Source organism: Rothia amarae, from assembly GCF_042677725.1.
In the GTDB taxonomy this organism is placed as follows: domain Bacteria; phylum Actinomycetota; class Actinomycetes; order Actinomycetales; family Micrococcaceae; genus Rothia; species Rothia amarae.
This window is the reverse complement of the sequence record NZ_JBHUCN010000005.1, coordinates 57,065-76,189: the sequence shown is the minus strand read 5'-3', so window position 1 is coordinate 76,189 and position 19,125 is coordinate 57,065. Positions and strand designations below refer to the sequence as shown.

Sequence of the window (19,125 nt, the reverse complement as noted above, 5' to 3'; positions counted from 1 at the left end):
GCTAGATGAAATGTTACTTCTTATCGTCTGTATTGAGCACTGTCTTCTGCGATTGATTCAATGAACCTGTTTGCGCAGCGGCTTCTGTATTGTCGGCAGCAGAACCAATAAGAGTTACCTGCGTATTAGAATTATCAACCCAGAAACCAATCTTTTGGCCAGGCTTATCCTTTGTCCGGTTGAAGGACTGACATCCAATGAGCTGAGTCCCATGCGCACCGGAAAGGATATGGAAACCGTGTGCTTCTGAGGGATTAGCCTTGCCCGAAACGTTTTCGGCATAACCGTTGGAATCTGAAACGCAGTTCATCAGAGTGTTGTTGGGGTATTCGAGCACGAAACCGTGACCACCATTGTCCTGGGCATCGCACTGGCTGAACGTGTTACGGGTTCCCTTAACGTAGTAACCGGAACCGGCTTTGACTGCCTCATCAAAACTCATCGTACGTTTTGAATACCAGCTTTTGACCTGGGAAAATGAACAATTGGACGTATAAATTTCGATGGTGGCGCAATCGAGGCGTGACAAATTTGCAGAGGAAAAATCAATCATGGAGAACTGATTGTCCGCTCCGCCTTCGGCCCCAATTTCACCCACCTGTAGCGCTGTACGTAGAAAACGGCGTCCGCGGATGTCGCTGACCGTGCAACCCTGGTCATCTTTTCCTTTGAGGATAATCCCCATATCCAAATCCCATAGTGTAATACCTGAAATGCGGTGCGCCGCATCTGGATCCGCCGGCTTATCGCCGTTTGAAGTGTTAAAGAGAATACCCACGGTGTTAGGGATGGCATCGGTATGAGCCATTGAATCTTCGCCGGTTTTGATGGAGAGATTGTGAATTCCGGTGCGGTACACAGGGTCAGAAGAGGGGGAGCTATGCGATCCAATGCGAAAGACGCCGGCAAGTTCCTTCCACTCGCCTACGGGGCGAAATTGGGTTGCTTCCCCCAAGCCCATGATGCTGACCTGGTTTTTGAGCTGAATGCCGTCAGAATCAACGTTGTAAATTCCCGGAGGAAAGATGATTGCCCCGCCGCCGTCGCCCGCTAGGCGATCTATGAGTTTGTTGATTTTGTTGTTGACAGCGTCGTCCCCGGGATTGATCCCTTCGTCGGTGGCGATGAGCATACGGTCAGAGCTGTCTGCCGAAGCGCTGGTTGCTGTCATGGATGCGGCAAGCACTCCCAGTGCTGTACCGCCTAGAAATTGTGCACGTGTAACCACGCGAATTCCCCCTCTAAATAAAAATGCGAATGCGACCCAGTCTACCGGTTATCAGCCAGCAGATTCTTCAGATGCGTAAGAATCGCCGTGCCGTCAGCGCTGAGCCCATCGTGGTGGTGGGTGTCCGATGACCAGACGCGAGTATTCGCTACTGCCTGTGCTGTTTTCATGGAGTGTTCATAGTCCACATAGATATCGGGGCGATAGACAGCAGCAACCAACGGTACGGTATTTTGGGCAAGCTGTTCGTGGTCGTATAGCTTGCCCCAGTCGTCTTTTTCAGCGAGCGCGTGGGCGACGTCGTGGAGCGGTGCAAGGGCGGGGTCTTCTTCGAAGTACCAGGGGAAGATGTGCTCGCCGGTAAATAAGAGCGTTTCAGCTTCGGGTGAGAAATCATCTCGGGCATTCGCCATGCGCGCTGCCGACCAATTGGTGGGTGCGGGGGAGGGGGAAGCTCCCTGAGCGGGACCGTCGGCGTAAATCGATTCGTGGAGGAGTCCGTAAAGCGGGGCGGAAGCGAAGGATACAATTTCGCTGACGGAGCTGAGGAATTGCGCCGAGAGGTAATTGTTCGATTCTGCGAAAGCGGTTTCGAGGATGTAGTGCAGTTCGCGTACGCGTGCGTTTCCACCGAGGTATGCGCCGAGCATCTGGAAGCGATGGTCGGTGAGTGTTTCCCCGGTGGGAAGGGTGGGCTTCTTCTCGCGAATAAATTCGGCAATGCGAGTTGCGAGAACGCGGTCCTGGGGGTACCAGCCGTAGAATTCTTCGTTGCGTTCTTTGACGCGCTCAAGGGTATGCCGGTAGACGTCGTCGATATGTGCACGGATGGGGGCTAGGCCTGCTGTCATGCGGGAATCTCTGAGGGATTCGGGCGCGAATGAGAGATAGGAGAGCGTGAGGAAGCCGCCGAAGCTTTGGCCCATGGTGGACCATCGCTGATCTTTTCTTTCAGCTAGAAGATATGAGCGGATGACTTCGGCGTCGGCGATGATCGAATCGGCGCGGAAGAGCTCGAGGTACTGTTCCTGCTCTCTCACGGAGCCTTGGGCAAGGATGGAAGGGGCTGAAAGCGGCGTGGAAAGTCCGGTGCCACGCTGATCGAGAAGCACGATGCGGTGGGTTTTAGAGAGTTCGTGGACCCATCCGGAGTCTATGGTGGGTCGGGGGCTTTTGCCGCCCGGTCCACCTTGCAAATAGACCATGAAAGGGCGGTCTTCGGGGCTGATGGTCAGCTCAGATGACGTATTGACTACTTCACGGGCAAACACCGTGAGAGTTCGTTGAGCCAGCGGATGGTTTTCTGCCGCTTCACGCCCCAGCGAGTACACCAACCCGTGGGTTACCGGTACCGAAAAGTAATGGTCGGTGAGCGCAAAATCTCCGACGGCGACGGTTGCTCCCACTTGATGAGAGGGAACCGGAAGTTGAGGGGATAGAGCTAAAACCATTTAGAGTGCTCCTACGTGAGTGATGCGAAGGACGGGCAGACCCGCCTTGTCGGAAGCCTTCAAATCAACATCTGCTCGGATACCGAAGTCGTGGTTATCCTCGGGGTCAGAGAAAGATTGGGTCACCTTCCACATGCCTGGATGTTCTTTAACGTTTTCATCGATGGCAACCAGGCGCGGCGAGCGGGCTGCGGCGTCAGTGAAAATGTCGTCGTATTCGTCGAAATACTCATCGAGAGCATCAGCCCAGCGGTCTGCGTCCCAGCCGGATTCTCCGTCCATTTCTCCCAAGATTCGGTCTTTTTCATCGGCGAATAGTTCGACGCGGCGGAAGAGAGCATTGCGGACCATGACTTTGAAAGCGCGGGGATTATCGGTGACGACCGGCGCTGTTTCTTCGCCGATGGTTTCTTCTTCCTCACGCACCTTCAGAGGGTCTTCGCCCGCTGCCAGACGTTCCCATTCATCCACCAAAGAGGAGTCGGTCTGGCGAATAATTTCGCCTAACCACTCTATGATGTCGGTGAGTTCTTCGGTCAAAGCGGAAAGCGGTACCGTCTGCCGCAGCGCCTTATAGGCGTCGGAGAGGTAGCGCAGCAAAATGCCTTCGGAGCGGTCCAACGAGTAATACTGCACGTAGGAGCCAAAATCCATGGCCCGCTCGTACATATCGCGCACTACTGATTTGGGTGCTACTTCGAATTCGCTCATCCACGGCGCACCCGAACGATAGGTCTCGAAAGCAGCTTCGAGAGTTTCTTGAAGCGGTTTAGCATAGGTGATCTCGTCGAGTTCGCGCATGCGCTCGTTGTAGTCCATGCCCTCTGCCTTCATCTCGGCAAGGGCTTCAGACTTCGCTTTCTTCTCTTGCATATTGAGCACCTGGCGGGGATTCTCCAGGGTCGCTTCGATGATGGACACAGCGTCGAGAGCGTATGTCTCAGATTCTTTATCCAGTAGGGAGAGAGATGCCAACGCGAAGGGGGAGAGCGGCTGATTGAGAGCGAAGTTCTCTTGCAGTTGCACGGTCAGACGTACGTTGCGCCCAAATTCATCGGGTTCATCGAGACGTTCAACCACACCTCCTGCAAGGAGTTCTCGGTAAATTCCGAGTGCCTTACGCATGAGCTGGCGTTGCTTGACGGGCGGCTCATGATTGGCAGTGAGCAAATGGCGGACTACCCTAAACGGGTCTTCTTCGCGCTGCAGAATATTCAGCAACATGGAGTGGGTGATATCAAAAGAGCCGGTCAGTGCTTCTGGCTCAGCCTCTACCAGCTGTTCGAAAGTCTTCTTCGACCAGGCGACGAATCCCTGCGGTGGCTTTTTCTTCTTGCCGCGTAGTGACTGGTTCATTTTCTTTTCATCACCTGCGAATTTTTCACGGGCTTTTGCTTCGAGGCGCTCATTTTCAATGTCGTGTTCAGGTGCCTGAACCACGACGGTACCGGCCGTATCGAATCCGGCGCGGCCCGCGCGTCCTGCGATCTGATGGAATTCGCGGGCTTTAAGACGGCGGGTACGCTGTCCATCGTATTTGGAGAGCGCGGTAATCAGGACGGTACGGATGGGTACGTTGATGCCTACGCCCAAGGTGTCGGTACCGCAAATAACCTTCAGCAGTCCTGCTTGTGCAAGCTGTTCTACCAGGCGGCGATACTTTGGCAACATGCCTGCGTGGTGCACACCGATTCCGTTCTTGACCAGACGTTGCAAGGTTTTGCCAAATCCAGCAGAAAAGCGGAAATTTTCCAGCAGTTCATTGATACGCTCTTTATCCGATTTGGACGCGATTGAAACACTCATCAGCGCACCTGCAGTATCAATGGCTTGTAGCTGCGAGAAGTGAACGATATATACCGGTGTCTGACCGGTAGAAACAAGTTCAGATACTGCCTCTTGGACAGGTTCTGTGGAGTAGTAGAAATGCAGGGGGATAGGCCTGGTCTTTGAGGTGACGAGCGCAGTGGGACGTCCCGTCAACTCAGTGAGGTCCTTTTCGAAGCGAGTGGTATCCCCCAAAGTGGCGCTCATTAGCAGGAACTGTGCCTGGGGTAGGTCGAGTAGGGGAGTCTGCCAAGCCCATCCACGTTGAGGATCTGAATAGAAGTGAAACTCGTCCATGATGACCTGGCATAAATCTGCACCCGGCCCTTCACGAAGCACAATGTTGGCAAGAATTTCTGCGGTGCAACAAATAATCGGCGCATTTGAATTAATGGATGAATCGCCGGTGACCATACCGACGTTCTCGGCACCAAAAATCTCAACGAGGTCAAAAAACTTTTCGCTCACCAAAGCCTTGATGGGCGCGGTGTAATAAGAACGTTGCCCTGTTGCAAGACCGGCAAAATGTGCAGCCATGGCAACCGTAGATTTTCCAGAGCCCGTGGGAGTTGCCAGAATGACGTTGGAACCGCCCGCAATTTCAAGAACCGCCTCATCCTGGGCAGGGTATAACTCCATTCCGCGGGCAGAAATCCACTCAAGAAATGCTTCGTAGATTTCATCGCTGGAGAGCGGATTCGACGCGAAATCGCCGCGGAAGTAGTGGTGGGAGGACTCTGCCAGTTTGGGGTCGAGGTACTCGAGAATCTTTTTCATGATGGCACTAGTTTATCGAGCCGGGAAGAAATGTTGAGAAGTTTCAGGGCGCCTTTATCTCTCAGCCAAGAATTTTGGGGTAAAGTGATGCTCATCATAACTGTCTGTATTCCCTTTCCAAAAGGACGTTCACGATGAACAACGATCTTTATTCCGCATAAATCATCATCTTTTCGTTTTCACCCAAGGAATAAAGTCGTGCCTTCAAAAAAAATTTCAGAGCAGAACTCTCTTCAAAACGCAGAAGATAACCCCCGTTTTAGTCTCATTCCACCCGGATTTCGCTACCCCAAGTGGCGCTTTATCTTGCCCTTTATCACAGAGACCATATCTGGCACAGCCTTAGTGTTTATGCCAGCGCTGGTCGCTCGCATCATCGAACTTTTCACCATAGGTGATGTGCAGCAAGCCTGGATTGATATCACCGGGTTATGTTTGCTGGTGCTCTTTCTCTCCTTGAACGAAAAGATAGGATGGGGCACCTGCTTTCGCACCATCGTCATGCTCGAACGCGATTGGAAACTGTACGCAGGTTCCCTCGTTCCACGTTCTTCTCAAGCGGGTGACCCCGGCGCCATCGTGGCGGTCATCAACAAAGACACCAGAAATGTTGCAAACACATTGCAACCGCTGAATCAGGCATTCTCATCCTTCGCTATCGCATTTTTTGGAACCATCCAACTCTGGCTACTCAGCCCCTTACTCGCGGTCTCTGGTTTAGGCGGAATGATTCTGACGATTGTACTGCTGACCCGCATCTCCAAAATTCTCGAGCAACGTGCTGAGATTTTCCGCGATAAAATCGGAATCAGCACATCAAAGGCCAGCGATATAGCTACCTCTATTCGTACCATCGTCGGGTTGGGCGCTGGACAAACCATGCTGGGACGCTATCGCACCTCGGCACTTGACGTACGAAAAGCACAGCTCGCCTATGAGAGAGTCCATTCCTGGCAAGGGGCTGCCCGAGTATTCCTCATTGGCTGTACCACCACGGTCACCATTGCTCTCGCCCTCCGGGGACACACGCTGAATGGCGCATGGATAACCAGTATTGATCCTAGTCAGCTGGTGACCGTTTCAGGTGTTCTTGCGATGATGGTGGGTCCCATTTGGGCAGTTGAAATGTTTCTGCTGATTTACCGCGACGCAAAAGTAGCCCACCGCCGCATTGTCGGGTTAGAAAAGCGCTCCGAACCGACGGCATCGTTGGCCTCTCAATCTCACGAACATGCTGGCAGTTCTCAGCCCCTACCAGCGTCCTTCGCTCAGTTGAGATTGAACGCAGAAACGCGACGGGTGGTCTACATTAACCCCCGTTCGGTGGGTCTTACAGCGCAGGAATATGCCGAAACGCTGGTGGAATACTTGCGTGTAAACAGCGACAACCGCGAGGAAATTTTACTCTCCGAGCCCAATCCCATGATATTTGCCGGCACACTCGAAGACCATCTGACGTCGGGCCCACCTGCGTTGACCATCGATGAACGCGAAGAATACTTGAAACTCACCGACTCTTTGGAAATAGCGCACCGCCTCGGTGGCGAAAACCCTACTGACTATTGGTTAGCTGAAATCAGCGCAGAAGGTACAAACCTCTCCGGCGGTCAACGGCAGCGCCTGGCACTTGCTCGCGCCTACGCGCAGAAAAAACCCGTTCTCGTTCTCACCGAGCCGGTTAACTCTGTAGATGAGCCGAGCCAGCAATTCATTTTCAATCAGTTGGAGAAATACGCTGGGAATCCCGGCGTGTTAGAACACCTTCGAGAGGTCTATATCATCTCCACCACGATGGAAGTAGATCGACGAATAGCCCGCGCAAACCAGAGGCAGGGGGAGTAGAACATGGCTAACCTCTTACCTATTGCTCCGGCAAAGATCACCTGGGGAATGCTCTGGAAATCCATGCGCAAATCTCCTGGGCGCGTCGCGCTTATCGCAGCACTTTTTGTACTGAACTCCGTACTTGCCCTGGTCACCCCCTGGCAAATTGGGCATCTCATCGACGACGCTATAGCCAATAATCTGCATTCTTTCCCATGGACGCCGCTTGCCTTGATTTTTGGTGCTGTGGTGCTCTCTACGGTGTCGGCTCGCTGGTGGGTTTATCAGAGCGAAATCGTTGGGACCCGCATTAATCAAGATCTTGGCATTGATCTCATCGAGTCTTCCCTCAACCTCGATGCCCAAACGATTGAGGACGCCGGGGGTGGAGACCTAGTCTCTCGAATCACCGATGATTTAGACTCTGTGCGTCGCGTCATCACTCAGGCGATTCCAGAACTTGTGGCGGTCACCGTATCCATCTTGGTCATCTGCGCCTCAGTTTTTGTCCTCTCGCCGATGCTTGGGCTCATAACCGTACCGATGATAATCGCCCAAGTATTTTCCTTTTCTTATTTTCTTCCGCGCATTGCAGCAATCGTCACCGTTCGCGCCGAGAAAGTATCATCGCTGACCACTACGGTGACTGAAAACGTTCGAGGTGCTCGCACCTCAGCAGAATTGGGCATCGTTAATGCCCGGCAGAACACCATGAATCGAAAGATTCATGAGCAGTACGAGGTTCAAGACGGGCTCATTCGCCTGCGCTCGAACTTTTGGGCTGTAGATTCCTTCATCGCCTACACACCCCTGATGCTTTCACTCATCTGGGGTTCTTACTGTGTACATCGCGGATGGGCAACCTGGGGGATGGTTTCTACGGCGGCGGTGTTGGTCTTCACCATGAGAGTAAATGCCGATATTTTTGGTTATTGGCTGAGTATCGTTCGCGAAATGACGGTTACTATGGGCCGAATCTCCGGCGTCATCGACCTTGCAGAACAGCACCGGCAACAGCGAAATCTCAAAAAGGTAAGGGCGGGAGAATCCGGGCAGTCTAAAAAAACGCCGTGTGATCAAATCCCAGCCGCTGTGAAGATTGAAAATCTTGAATTTGGGTATCGCCCGGGATCCCCGGTGATGCACCAGATAAACCTTGAGATTCCACGAGGTCAATCGGTAGCTTTCATTGGACGCTCGGGATCGGGTAAAACCACTCTGGCTCGTCTGATTTCAGGTTCGTTGACGGCAACTGACGGGAGCGTATCTGTAATGGGGCAAAGAGTTGGGTTAGGAGATTTTCCCACTGCTCCGGATGCGTCCGGGCGTCCTCAATTACTCATTTGCACTCAAGAAGCGCATCTTTTCTTGGGCACGTTAGCTGAGAATATGTCTGTGGCTAATCCACAGGCTACTCAGGAGCAGATGAAACAGGCATTGGATGAAGTCGGAGCCACGTGGTGGCGTGACCTTGAGCAGAGTTTGAATACGGTGGTAGGTATTGGAAATTCCGAGTTGAGCCGTGACCAGATCCAGCAGCTATCCTTGGCGCGCATTGTGGTAGCGAACCCGCACATCGTGATTCTTGATGAATCCACCACCCAACTAGAGTTGGCGGATGCTCAGGATTCTATCCGTGGAATTCTCGCCGGACGGACCGTCATCATCATTAGTCATGATTCGCGCATCGCTTCGCTGGCAGATCGATTTGTCTACCTCGACGACGGACGTATTGTGCGCGATGAAAAGAAAGTTCAGCCTACAGGGGAGGCACAATGAAAGGAAGCAATACACAGCGTCTCACTTGGGATGACCTGCCCCAGCATGTGCAGGGTTGGGTACACGATGTGATGGGCGCATCCGTCATTTCCTCAGCTTCTCAATCCGGAGGATTCAGTCTAGGGACCGCCGATCGTCTGCTTTTTTCTGACGGGCGGCGGGCGTTTCTCAAGGCAGTCAATAGCAAGGAGCAGGAATTTACCGCTAAACTTCATGCCCAAGAAGCGGCGGTGCTTCAGTCGCTTCCCAAGTCTGCACCTGTTGCCGGTTATATTGCCCACCTGAATTGTGATCAGTGGGTAGCCGTACTTATTGAAGATATTGAGGGTCGGCACCCTCGCCTCACAGGGGAGACCTCTGAGATAGCCGCAATCTTTTCTGCCCTCGATGAGATAGCCGAACTAGATGTCTCACCTGCCCTTCAACTTGAAACGACAGCCGAATCTGTTGCTCATGAAATTGATGCTTGGGATACGTTAGCTCACCAGAAATTTTCTGCGCAAAACTATGCTCATCTTGAAAATCACCCTGCCTACCCCGAATTCTTAGCTCTGATTCCAGAGCTCAATTGCCGAGCAGCAGATTATGCAGTCTACGTGGATAGATATTTGCGCCCGTATTTAGAAGGAAACTCTTACAACCACACAGATATCCGGGCAGACAATATTTTGCTAACCCCTGAAAATCAAGCAATTATCGTGGACTGGCCCTGGACATGCATCGGGCATCCCGCAGCCGACTCAGCGGCGCTCGTCGTCGATGTACTGACGCAAAATCCTCACCGAAAAATAAAGGACATGGTGAAGCTCTCACATACACTGCAACAGGCGCCGGCGAACTACCTCGAAGCAAACATAGTGTACGCAGCAGGATTCTATACATGGGCAGCGCAATTCCCACCCAATCAGAACACCCTGAGTACTCTGCCCGGTATTCGATTCTCAAGGGCATTAGCGCTGAATCAATGGGTTCTGCACAATATCTAATACTGGTGCCCGAGGTAACTCCTACGACTCATTCATCAAAATTCACCTTCACAATGTTTCTCCAGGTTCGATAAAAGAGACAGAGACCACTACCATGAGAAGAGGAATTACTAAATGAACAAAGGAGTTACTTTGAGTAAGCCATTCCCCTCCGATCTGGAAATCGCTCAGAAAGCAGAGATGGATCCGATCGTTGAGATTGCAGAAAAGACCGGCATTAGCGAAGATCGCCTAGAGCCTTATGGCAAATACGTAGCCAAGGTTTTGCTGGATGAAACTACCAACGCTGAAAACGCCAAGAAAAAGGGCGCAAAGTACATCGTAGTTACCGCGGTAACTCCCACTCCTTTGGGCGAAGGCAAGACCGCTACCTCTGTTTCTCTCGCACAGGGTATGCACAAGATTGGCAAGAACGCTACCTTGACCCTACGCGAACCCGCTTTGGGTCCCGTATTCGGTGTGAAGGGCGGCGCAGCAGGCGGCGGCTACTCCCAGATTGTTCCCATGGAGAAGCTCAACCTTCACCTCACCGGCGACTTCCACGCCATCACCAGTGCACACAACCTCCTTGCAGCGCTGATTGATAACCACCTGCACCACGGTAACGAACTAAACATCGATACCCGCAACATTTCATGGCGCCGCGTCATGGATATGAACGACCGCTCCCTGCGTAACATCATCGTAGGTTTGGGCGAACGCATGGATGGCGTACCCCGCGAAACCGGTTTCGACATCACCCCAGCATCCGAGGTCATGGTCATCGTTTCACTGTCCTCCAGCTTCGAAGACCTGCGCAACCGCCTGGCACGCATCGTCATCGGCTACAACATGAACGGCGACCCCGTAACCGCTAAGGACCTTGGCGCAGACGGCGCAATGGCAATCCTGCTTCAGGACGCCATCAACCCCAACCTGCTCCAGACCCTTGAGCACACCCCTGCCCTGATTCACGCTGGCCCCTTCGGCAACATCGCAACCGGTAACTCCTCGGTTGTAGCTGACTACGTTGGTTTGGAACACTCCGACTATGTGATTACCGAAGCAGGCTTCGGCGCAGACATGGGCGCAGAGCGCTTCTTCAACGTCAAGTGCCGCAAGTCCGGTCTGAAGCCTAACGCTGCAGTTCTGGTTGTCACCGTACGTGCGCTGAAGTCTCACTCCGGCCTCTACAAAATCACCCCCGGCAAGCCCCTTCCAGAAGACATGCTCAAGGAATCACCTTCAGACGTTAAGGCAGGCGCAGCTAACCTCCAGAAGCACATCGAAATCGTTCGTAGCTTCGGTGTTCAGCCGGTTGTTGCTATCAACGCATTCCCCACCGACTTCGACTCAGAACACGACGCCATCCGCGAAATCGCAGAGGAAGCTGGCGCTCGCGTCGCTATCCACCGCGGTGTTGCAGAAGGTGGCGCAGGTGTCACCGAGCTTGCTGAAGCTGTTGTCGAAGCATGTGACGACAAGAGCGACTTGGTCTACACCTACGAAGACTCTGACTCACTGGAAACCAAGATTGAGAAGGTTGCAACCAAGGTTTACGGTGCTGACGGCATCGAGGTTGCTCCCGCAGCGAAGAAGCAGCTCAAGCGCTTCGAAGAGCTCGGCTTTGGCGATCTCCCCGTAGTTATTGCAAAGACCCACCTCTCCATCTCATCCGATCCTTCACTCAAGGGTGCACCCACCGGCTGGACTCTTCCTGTTCGTGAAGTACGTTTGGCTGCTGGCGCAGGATACGTTTACGCCATCTGCGGCACCATGCGTACCATGCCCGGTTTGGCAAAGACCCCTGCAGCAGGTCAGATGGGCTTCGACGAGAACGGCAACATGTACGGTCTCTCCTAAGCCTTTTACGCAACTGAAAAAGGTTCACAAAGATAGAAATAAGGGCTCCCGCTCATTTGAGCGGAAGCCCTTATTTTCTCCGTTTATCTGTGAAGAACTAAAGCGTTTTACCAGCCGCGTTCTTCCCATTCTTCAAGGTTCCCGCGGTCAACACCCAACGTAGTGGCATTACCATGCCCCGGGAGCACAACTGTCGAATCATCGAAACGGTCGAAGATCTTGGTTTTTACATCGTGAAGCAGGCTCTGAAAATCTTCGGGAGAGTTAGTCTTGCCGACGCCGCCAGGAAACAACGAATCACCGGTGAAAATAACGGTGGGGTAAGCTTCGTCTTCATCATCCAAAACAAAGGCAATAGAACCCGGAGTATGTCCAGTCAAATGGATGGTCTGAAGAATCCAGGAATCATAGGTCAGCTCTTCATCTCCGAGTAGGGTACGCTCCACCTCAACTTTCTCCTGCTCAGCAATAGCTCCGGCGTCCATCTGACCCGCCACAGTAGTCGCCGAGTAATGAGAAGAAACATCTTTGAGCGCACGAATATGATCCCAATGCCCGTGGGTTGTCAAAACATCTTTCAACGATGTGGAATGTGTATTAGGAGCATCTTCTTCTGCCGCAGCTCGAACAAACTCCTTAATCTGCTCAAACTGATCTGCGGCGTCAATCAAAACTTGCTCGCCACTCTGCTTAGAGGTCAAAAGATAAACATTATTATCCATATCAGACACAGAAATGGAACGAATCGTATAGCGGGGATGGTCAACAATCAGGTTTCCTGCGGGAGTATTCATAGCTCAATGATAATTGTGCAGATAAACAAACTCCAGAGCACACTAGTACTGCCGACGAGCTGAGAGAACAAATAAGCCAACAGCCGAAAAAACCAACTCAACTGGGCCACTATTTCGTACTAGAATATATCTTCGAAGTGAGCTGTTTGCTCAAGACACTGATTCCCCACAGTCAAAGGACCATGATGGCTAAAGCTCCTGCTCAAACCGGCGTACAGGACCTCACTCACATTCACGTACAAGGCGCTCGCGAGAATAATTTGAAGAATGTGGACCTCACAATTCCTCGTAACGCTATGGTGGTTTTCACCGGACTTTCGGGTTCAGGCAAATCATCTTTGGCTTTTGACACCATTTTTGCTGAAGGACAGCGTCGATACGTTGAGTCGCTCTCATCCTATGCCCGCATGTTTTTGGGGCAGGTAGATAAGCCCGACGTCGACTTCATCGAAGGTCTATCCCCGGCTGTTTCCATCGATCAGAAGTCCACCTCTAAGAACCCTCGTTCTACCGTGGGTACTATTACCGAGATTTACGACTACATGCGCCTGCTATGGTCGCGCATTGGTCGCCCGCACTGTCCTGAATGCGGTGAGGAAATTACGCAGCAAACTCCCCAGCAGATTGTCGATCAGCTCATGAGTTTGCCTGAGCGCACCAAACTGCAGGTGCTCGCTCCCGTTATATCCGCGCGTAAGGGCGAATTCGTTGATCTGTTTAAAGATCTTGCGTTACAGGGATATTCGCGTGCGCGCGTAGATGGCGAAACCATTCAGCTCTCCGAACCGCCTAGGCTTGAAAAGCAGTATAAGCACACCATCGAGGTGGTAGTAGATCGCCTGGTCATCAAAGAATCTGTACATCAGCGCCTCACCGACTCCATCGAAACCGCTCTGAAACTTGCAGACGGTCGCGTCATGGTGGATTTAGTGGATGAACCTGCAGATTCACCCGAACGCGTTCGGACGTTCAGCGAAAATCTTTCCTGCCCCAATAACCACCCGTTGCAGATTGATGAGATTGAGCCGCGCGCTTTCTCTTTCAACTCACCTTTTGGCGCCTGTTCGGCGTGTGACGGCATAGGCTCCAAGTTGCAGGTCGATGAAGAACTCGTTATTCCTAACGCAGATTTGACACTGGGTGAAGGCGCTATCGCTCCCTGGTCGCAGGGTAAAGCCACTACCGAATACTGGCTACGCCTGCTTAAAGGCTTGGGTAAAGAGGTAGGGTTTGACCTCAACACCCCGTGGAAAGACCTCCCCGCGAGAGCGAAGAAAGCCGTACTCAACGGCAAAGACTTCAAAGTGACGGTTTCTTACAAGAACCGTTTCGGCCGCGAACGCCGCTACACTTCGGGCTTTGAAGGCGTCTACGCCTACATCAAGCGCAAACACGAGGAAACCGAGTCTGACTGGTCGAAGGACCGTTACGAGCAGTACATGCGCAATGTCGCCTGTGAAGCCTGTAATGGCGCTCGTCTCAACCCCACCATTTTGGCTGTGCTAGTGGGTGGAAAATCGATTGCAGACGTTACAGGTATGCCCATGCGCGAGTCCCTCACCTTCATGCGCAAACTCGAACTCAACGATCGTGAAGCAAAGATCGCTGAACTCGTACTGCGCGAAATTGATGCCCGTCTGCAGTTCCTGCTCGACGTCGGACTAGACTACCTCACACTTTCCCGCCCCGCAGCCACACTCTCAGGTGGTGAGGCGCAGCGCATCCGCCTGGCAACACAGATTGGTTCCGGACTGACCGGTGTTCTCTACGTATTAGATGAGCCTTCCATCGGTCTCCACCAGCGCGATAACCGCCGTCTGATTGAAACTCTCGTCAAACTGCGCAACATGGGCAATACCCTCATCGTGGTCGAACACGATGAAGACACTATGAAGGAATCCGACTGGATTGTGGATGTGGGACCCGGCGCGGGGGAGCACGGCGGGGAAATCGTGCACTCGGGAACCTACCAGGAGCTCTTGAAGAATAAGGATTCGCTCACAGGCGCCTATGTTTCTGGCAAGAAATCTATCGAAGTCCCTGAAAAGCGCAGACCCGTCGATAAGAAGCGCATGATTAAGGTGGTCGGTGCTCGCGAGAACAATCTGCAAAATATCAGTGTAAAATTCCCGCTGGGCGTGCTGACTGCTGTTACCGGTGTTTCTGGTTCCGGCAAATCGACGCTCGTCAACGAAATTCTTTATACGGCGCTGGCGAGCAAGCTCAACGGCGCTAAAAAGGTGCCCGGCCGTCATAAGTCCATCGAAGGAGTTGATCAGCTGGATAAGATTATCCATGTTGATCAGTCACCAATTGGTCGCACTCCGCGGTCAAACCCAGCGACCTATACCGGTGTTTTCGACCATATCCGCAAACTCTTTGCCGAGACTAACGAGGCGAAAATACGCGGCTATCAGCCGGGTCGTTTCAGCTTTAACGTCAAGGGTGGGCGTTGCGAGGCATGCCACGGTGATGGCACGTTGAAGATTGAGATGAACTTCCTCCCTGACGTCTTCGTGCCTTGCGAAGTGTGCCATGGGGCGCGCTATAATCGCGAAACCCTTGAGGTTAAGTACAAGGGTAAGAATATTGCTGAGGTACTTCAGATGCCGGTGGAGGAGGCTGCAGAATTCTTTGCCGCTTTCTCACCGATTGCCCGCCACCTTAATACGCTGGTGGACGTGGGGCTGGGTTATATCCGTTTGGGGCAGCCGGGTACAACGCTCTCAGGCGGCGAAGCCCAGCGTGTAAAACTGGCGTCTGAGCTGCAGAAACGCTCCAATGGACGCTCTATTTATGTGCTGGATGAGCCGACGACCGGTTTGCATTTCGAAGATATCCGCAAACTGCTGAAGGTTCTTCAAGGTCTGGTGGAAAAGGGCAATACAGTTATCACTATCGAGCACAATTTGGATGTCATCAAGAGTGCAGACTGGCTCATCGACATGGGGCCTGAGGGCGGCGACGGTGGCGGTCAGGTGATTGCTGAGGGGACACCTGAGGAACTTGCAAAAGTCGAAGAATCCCACACCGGTTACTTCTTGAAGGAAATCTTCGCAGAACACGCGCATGCTGGAAAATAGACCTCTTATTTTGTGGGATTTAGATGGAACTATTCTCGATGCGAGTCTAGGGATATTGCCTGCGCTGGAAGAGGCTTTTCAAAACAGGGGTTTTGCAGTTCCAGAAGCTCCTGTGCTGCGGCGTTTCATAGGGCCACAGATCTTGGATTCCCTGGCATTGTACACAGATATTCCGGTGGAGTACCATCACGAAATTCTCGGTGAATTTAAGATGGTTACTTATCCACGGCATTATAAGAATGCTCAGCTCTACCCTGGAATGCTGGAGCTGCACACCGAGTTGCAAGAGCTAGGCGCATTGCAGGGAATAGCGAGCCAGAAACCTGAGCATTTAGTGATTGATGTACTGAAAAGTTACGGACTGGAACATCTCTTTGACGTCGTGTCAGGTTCTGCCGATGATTTTGGGCAAATCAATAGCCATTTACCCCGCGACAAGCCTGGGATACTTCGCCGCGCACTCTCGATGGCGACTTCAAAGGCAGATGTTTCGTCGTCAGTTATGGTTGGTGATAGAGCGTTTGACGCTGAAGCAGCCGTTTCAGCAAGTATTCCTTTTATTGGGGTGAATTGGGGTTATGCTAGCGAAGGTGAACTAGAGCAGTTCAAGTGTCCTGTGGCCGCTGACGTACAAGAGCTGAGAACTTTACTCCTTACGTTCATCCAGGACATTTGTTCACCCAGCGTTTCCGGCTAGCGCAGAACCAATACAATCCAAGGAATTCTTCGTGCAGACCTACAAGTTGATTCAACAAGCTATCACCGCTGTCTCCAAAGGGATATGCCGAACGAGGGTAACTGGACTTGAACACTTTCCGGTAGAAGGTCCGGTCATCGTTGCCTCAAATCACTTGGCTTTCTTAGACTCGGTCATTATCTCTGCTTTGATGCCTCGCCGCGTGGCTTTTTTCGCGAAGGCCGAATACGTTAATTCCCCCGGCTTTAAAGGCAAAGCCATGAAGAAAATCTTTGAGGCGATCGACATCATCCCGGTGAATCGTTCAGATCGCTCAGAGTCCGTCAAAGCATTAGACCAGGCAGTGGAAGTGCTCAACGAAGATAGAGTCTTTGGCATTTATCCTGAGGGTACTCGGTCGTTGGATGGATACCTCTACAAGGGCAAGATTGGGGTGGCATGGTTGGCTCATATGACCGGCGCGCCCGTCGTGCCTATCGGTCTCATCGGCACCGAAAAGCTGCAAAAGCAGGGTTCCAACATGGTGTACCCCCATCGTTTTACGGTGCGGGTGGGCGAGCCAATGTACTTTGAAAAAACCGGTGCGAAAATGACCGGCAAACAGCGCCGTGAAACCACCGATCAGATTATGACTGCCATTGCGCATCTGTCGGGTCAAGCACAAAAAAATGAATACAACATCTCACCATCAGCAGCACGCGATGGCGGAGATTCATAATAACTGAAGCATCTGAGAAGAAAGAGCACTTTTCTTGGCTAAACCTGAAACTTACCGTCCTGCCCCGGGGGAAATTCCTACTGTTCCTGGCGTCTACCGATTCCGTGACGAATTTGGCAGGGTTATTTATGTGGGTAAAGCTAAGAACCTGCGTAACAGGCTGAACTCATATTTTCAGAATGTCCATGCTCTTTCTCCCAAGACCTACGCAATGGTGCACACCGGCGCCTCGGTGGAATGGACAGTGGTCTCCAGCGAGCTGGAATCTTTACAGCTCGAATACACCTGGATCAAGGAATATAAGCCACGATTCAATATCGCCTTTCGCGACGATAAGTCATATCCCTACCTTGCAGTCACCCTCAAGGACCGTTATCCCCGTGCCCAGGTGATGCGTGGTGAGAAAAAGAAGGGTGTCCGTTACTTTGGCCCCTACTCACAGGCATGGGCTATCCGCGAGACACTGGATGCCCTTTTGCGCGTTTTCCCGGTACGCACATGCTCGACAGGGGTCTTTAATCGGGCAGAGAAATCTGGGCGACCCTGCTTGCTGGGCTACATCGATAAGTGCTCAGCACCGTGCGTCGGCAACATTTCGACCGAAGACCACAGAGAGCTGGCTGAGAATTTATGTCGGTTTATGGGGGGTGGCGCAGAAAAATTTATCGCCGAACTCAACGAACAGATGAAGGCAGCTGCCGCAGACTTTGATTTTGAAAAAGCAGCCATTTTACGGGATGACATTGCAGCGCTCACCAAAGCATTTGAGCGTAACGCGGTAGTTCTCTCGGATGCAGTCAACGCCGACTTGTTTGGGTTCGCTGAGGACGATTTAGAAATCGCCATTCAGGTTTTCTTTGTGCGTGAGGGGCGAATTCGCGGGCAACGTGGCTGGATTGTAGAAAAATCTGAGGGAACCGACGACGCCGCCATGGTAGAACGGTTGATTATGGAGGTCTACGGCGAAACGGCTGCTCAAGCCAGTGCCGGAAGTACCGCCCGTGAAATTGAACAAAACCAGCACGATATTCCTAAGCAAATCATCGTTCCTACTCTTCCCTCAAATCAAGAAAAGTTGGAAGAATGGCTGTCCGGCGTCCGCGGGGCGAAATGCGAAATTGTGGTGTCCCAGCGCGGAGAAAAGCATGAGTTGATGAAGACTGTGGAAGAAAACGCCAAGCAGTCCCTTACGCTTCACAAGTCCCGGCGCGCGGGGGATTTGACCACGCGCTCTGCCTCTTTGGTGGAATTGCAAGAGGCACTAGAAATAGAAGAGCCGTTATTACGCATTGAGTGCTACGACATCTCCCATGTGCAAGGTACCAACGTGGTTGCTTCGATGGTTGTTTTTGAGGACGGGCTGCCTAAGAAGAGCGACTATCGAAAGTTCTCGATTACCGGTGAAGCAGCTCGGGACGATACCGCCAGCATGTACGACGTTATTCATCGCCGTTTCAGACGCTTCTTACAAGATCAAAAAAATAGGGCGGGGCACCCTGCACATTCGGGGGAGATTTCTGGTGAACAAGCAGTAGAAAAAGAACCGCAAAAGTTCGCATATCCACCGAATTTGGTGGTGGTTGATGGCGGTAAGCCCCAGGTGAATGCAGCGCAACAAGCCCTTGACGATTTAGGAATTCATGATGTTCATGTGGCCGGTATTGCTAAGCGGCTGGAAGAATTATGGCTAGCAGATGATGACTTCCCGGTGATTATGCCGCGTTCATCAGATGCCCTCTTCTTAATTCAGCGAATCCGCGATGAGGCGCACCGCTTTGCAATTACCTTCCATCGCACTAAGCGTGGTAAGGCGATGGTTAAGTCTGCGCTAGACGGCGTCGATGGACTTGGGCCTGCCAAGCGGGAAGCGCTCATTAAACACTTTGGTTCGCTCAAACAGCTTGCGCAAGCAACTTCCGAGCAGCTTCAAGAAGTGAAGGGAGTTGGGCCTTCCATGGCAGATAAGATTTTGGAGCACTTTGACGCGCAAACGGATCCTACTGCTGGAACGCTTGAGCTGGATGGGACGGGTGAGACAAGTGAAATACCCGAAGGTGGTTTCAACCCTGTCACCGGTGAATTACTGGAATCGTAGGTAACAGCGTTTTTCGCTTCCTGG

At 52.3% G+C, this 19,125-nt stretch carries 12 protein-coding genes; 8 read left to right on the top strand and 4 right to left on the bottom strand.

Annotated features, from left to right (window positions below):
* Positions 1-13: 13 nt before the first annotated feature.
* Genes ACFR81_RS01735 through ACFR81_RS01725 form a run of 3 tightly spaced genes read right to left on the bottom strand, consistent with a single transcriptional unit; the run spans position 14 to position 5,283 of the window.
* The gene (locus ACFR81_RS01735) at positions 14-1,228 is read right to left on the bottom strand and encodes a right-handed parallel beta-helix repeat-containing protein (protein ID WP_068172973.1); all 1,215 of its coding nucleotides are present in this window, start codon (positions 1,226-1,228) and stop codon (positions 14-16) included.
* 41 nt (positions 1,229-1,269) lie between these two features.
* On the bottom strand, positions 1,270-2,679 hold the full coding sequence (locus ACFR81_RS01730; RefSeq protein WP_343873787.1) for an alpha/beta fold hydrolase: 1,410 nt from the start codon (positions 2,677-2,679) through the stop codon (positions 1,270-1,272).
* Entirely contained in the window at positions 2,680-5,283 is a 2,604-nt protein-coding gene (locus ACFR81_RS01725) for a DEAD/DEAH box helicase (protein WP_343873785.1), read from the bottom strand.
* Positions 5,284-5,481: 198 nt separating this feature from the next.
* Here ACFR81_RS01725 and ACFR81_RS01720 point away from each other — a divergent pair, with 198 nt between their 5' ends.
* From ACFR81_RS01720 to ACFR81_RS01705, 4 genes are all read left to right on the top strand, one after another.
* A complete protein-coding gene (locus ACFR81_RS01720; protein WP_145174520.1) occupies positions 5,482-7,125 on the top strand; it encodes an ABC transporter transmembrane domain-containing protein in 1,644 nt (547 codons plus the stop codon).
* A 3-nt stretch (positions 7,126-7,128) separates the two neighbouring features.
* The gene (locus ACFR81_RS01715) at positions 7,129-8,886 is read left to right on the top strand and encodes an ABC transporter ATP-binding protein (RefSeq protein WP_343873782.1); all 1,758 of its coding nucleotides are present in this window, start codon (positions 7,129-7,131) and stop codon (positions 8,884-8,886) included.
* Positions 8,883-9,872 (top strand): phosphotransferase, encoded by a 990-nt coding sequence (locus tag ACFR81_RS01710; RefSeq protein WP_343873780.1) that lies wholly within the window; start codon positions 8,883-8,885, stop codon positions 9,870-9,872. Before ACFR81_RS01715 ends, ACFR81_RS01710 begins: the two co-directional genes overlap by 4 nt.
* Before the next feature lie 114 nt (positions 9,873-9,986).
* Positions 9,987-11,714 (top strand): formate--tetrahydrofolate ligase, encoded by a 1,728-nt coding sequence (locus ACFR81_RS01705; RefSeq protein ID WP_068172967.1) that lies wholly within the window; start codon positions 9,987-9,989, stop codon positions 11,712-11,714.
* A 107-nt stretch (positions 11,715-11,821) separates the two neighbouring features.
* Here ACFR81_RS01705 and ACFR81_RS01700 read toward each other — a convergent pair whose 3' ends face one another.
* Positions 11,822-12,508 (bottom strand): MBL fold metallo-hydrolase, encoded by a 687-nt coding sequence (locus ACFR81_RS01700; RefSeq protein WP_343873776.1) that lies wholly within the window; start codon positions 12,506-12,508, stop codon positions 11,822-11,824.
* A 185-nt stretch (positions 12,509-12,693) separates the two neighbouring features.
* On the opposite strand from ACFR81_RS01700, the gene uvrA reads away from it, so the two are divergent.
* From uvrA to uvrC, 4 genes are read left to right on the top strand one after another with little or no spacing between them, the layout of a single operon-like run.
* Positions 12,694-15,591 carry an excinuclease ABC subunit UvrA gene (gene uvrA, locus ACFR81_RS01695; RefSeq protein WP_343873774.1) on the top strand — a complete coding sequence of 966 codons (2,898 nt, stop codon included), beginning with the start codon at positions 12,694-12,696 and terminating at the stop codon, positions 15,589-15,591.
* Positions 15,578-16,288: an HAD family hydrolase gene (locus ACFR81_RS01690; RefSeq protein ID WP_068172949.1), complete on the top strand. Its 711-nt coding sequence runs from the start codon at positions 15,578-15,580 to the stop codon at positions 16,286-16,288. Before uvrA ends, ACFR81_RS01690 begins: the two co-directional genes overlap by 14 nt.
* Before the next feature lie 31 nt (positions 16,289-16,319).
* Complete coding sequence (locus ACFR81_RS01685; protein ID WP_343873771.1) at positions 16,320-17,006, top strand: lysophospholipid acyltransferase family protein; 687 nt, start codon at positions 16,320-16,322, stop codon at positions 17,004-17,006.
* A gap of 34 nt (positions 17,007-17,040) precedes the next feature.
* A complete protein-coding gene (gene uvrC / locus ACFR81_RS01680) occupies positions 17,041-19,101 on the top strand; it encodes an excinuclease ABC subunit UvrC (RefSeq protein ID WP_190616585.1) in 2,061 nt (686 codons plus the stop codon).
* Positions 19,102-19,125 lie beyond the last annotated feature (24 nt).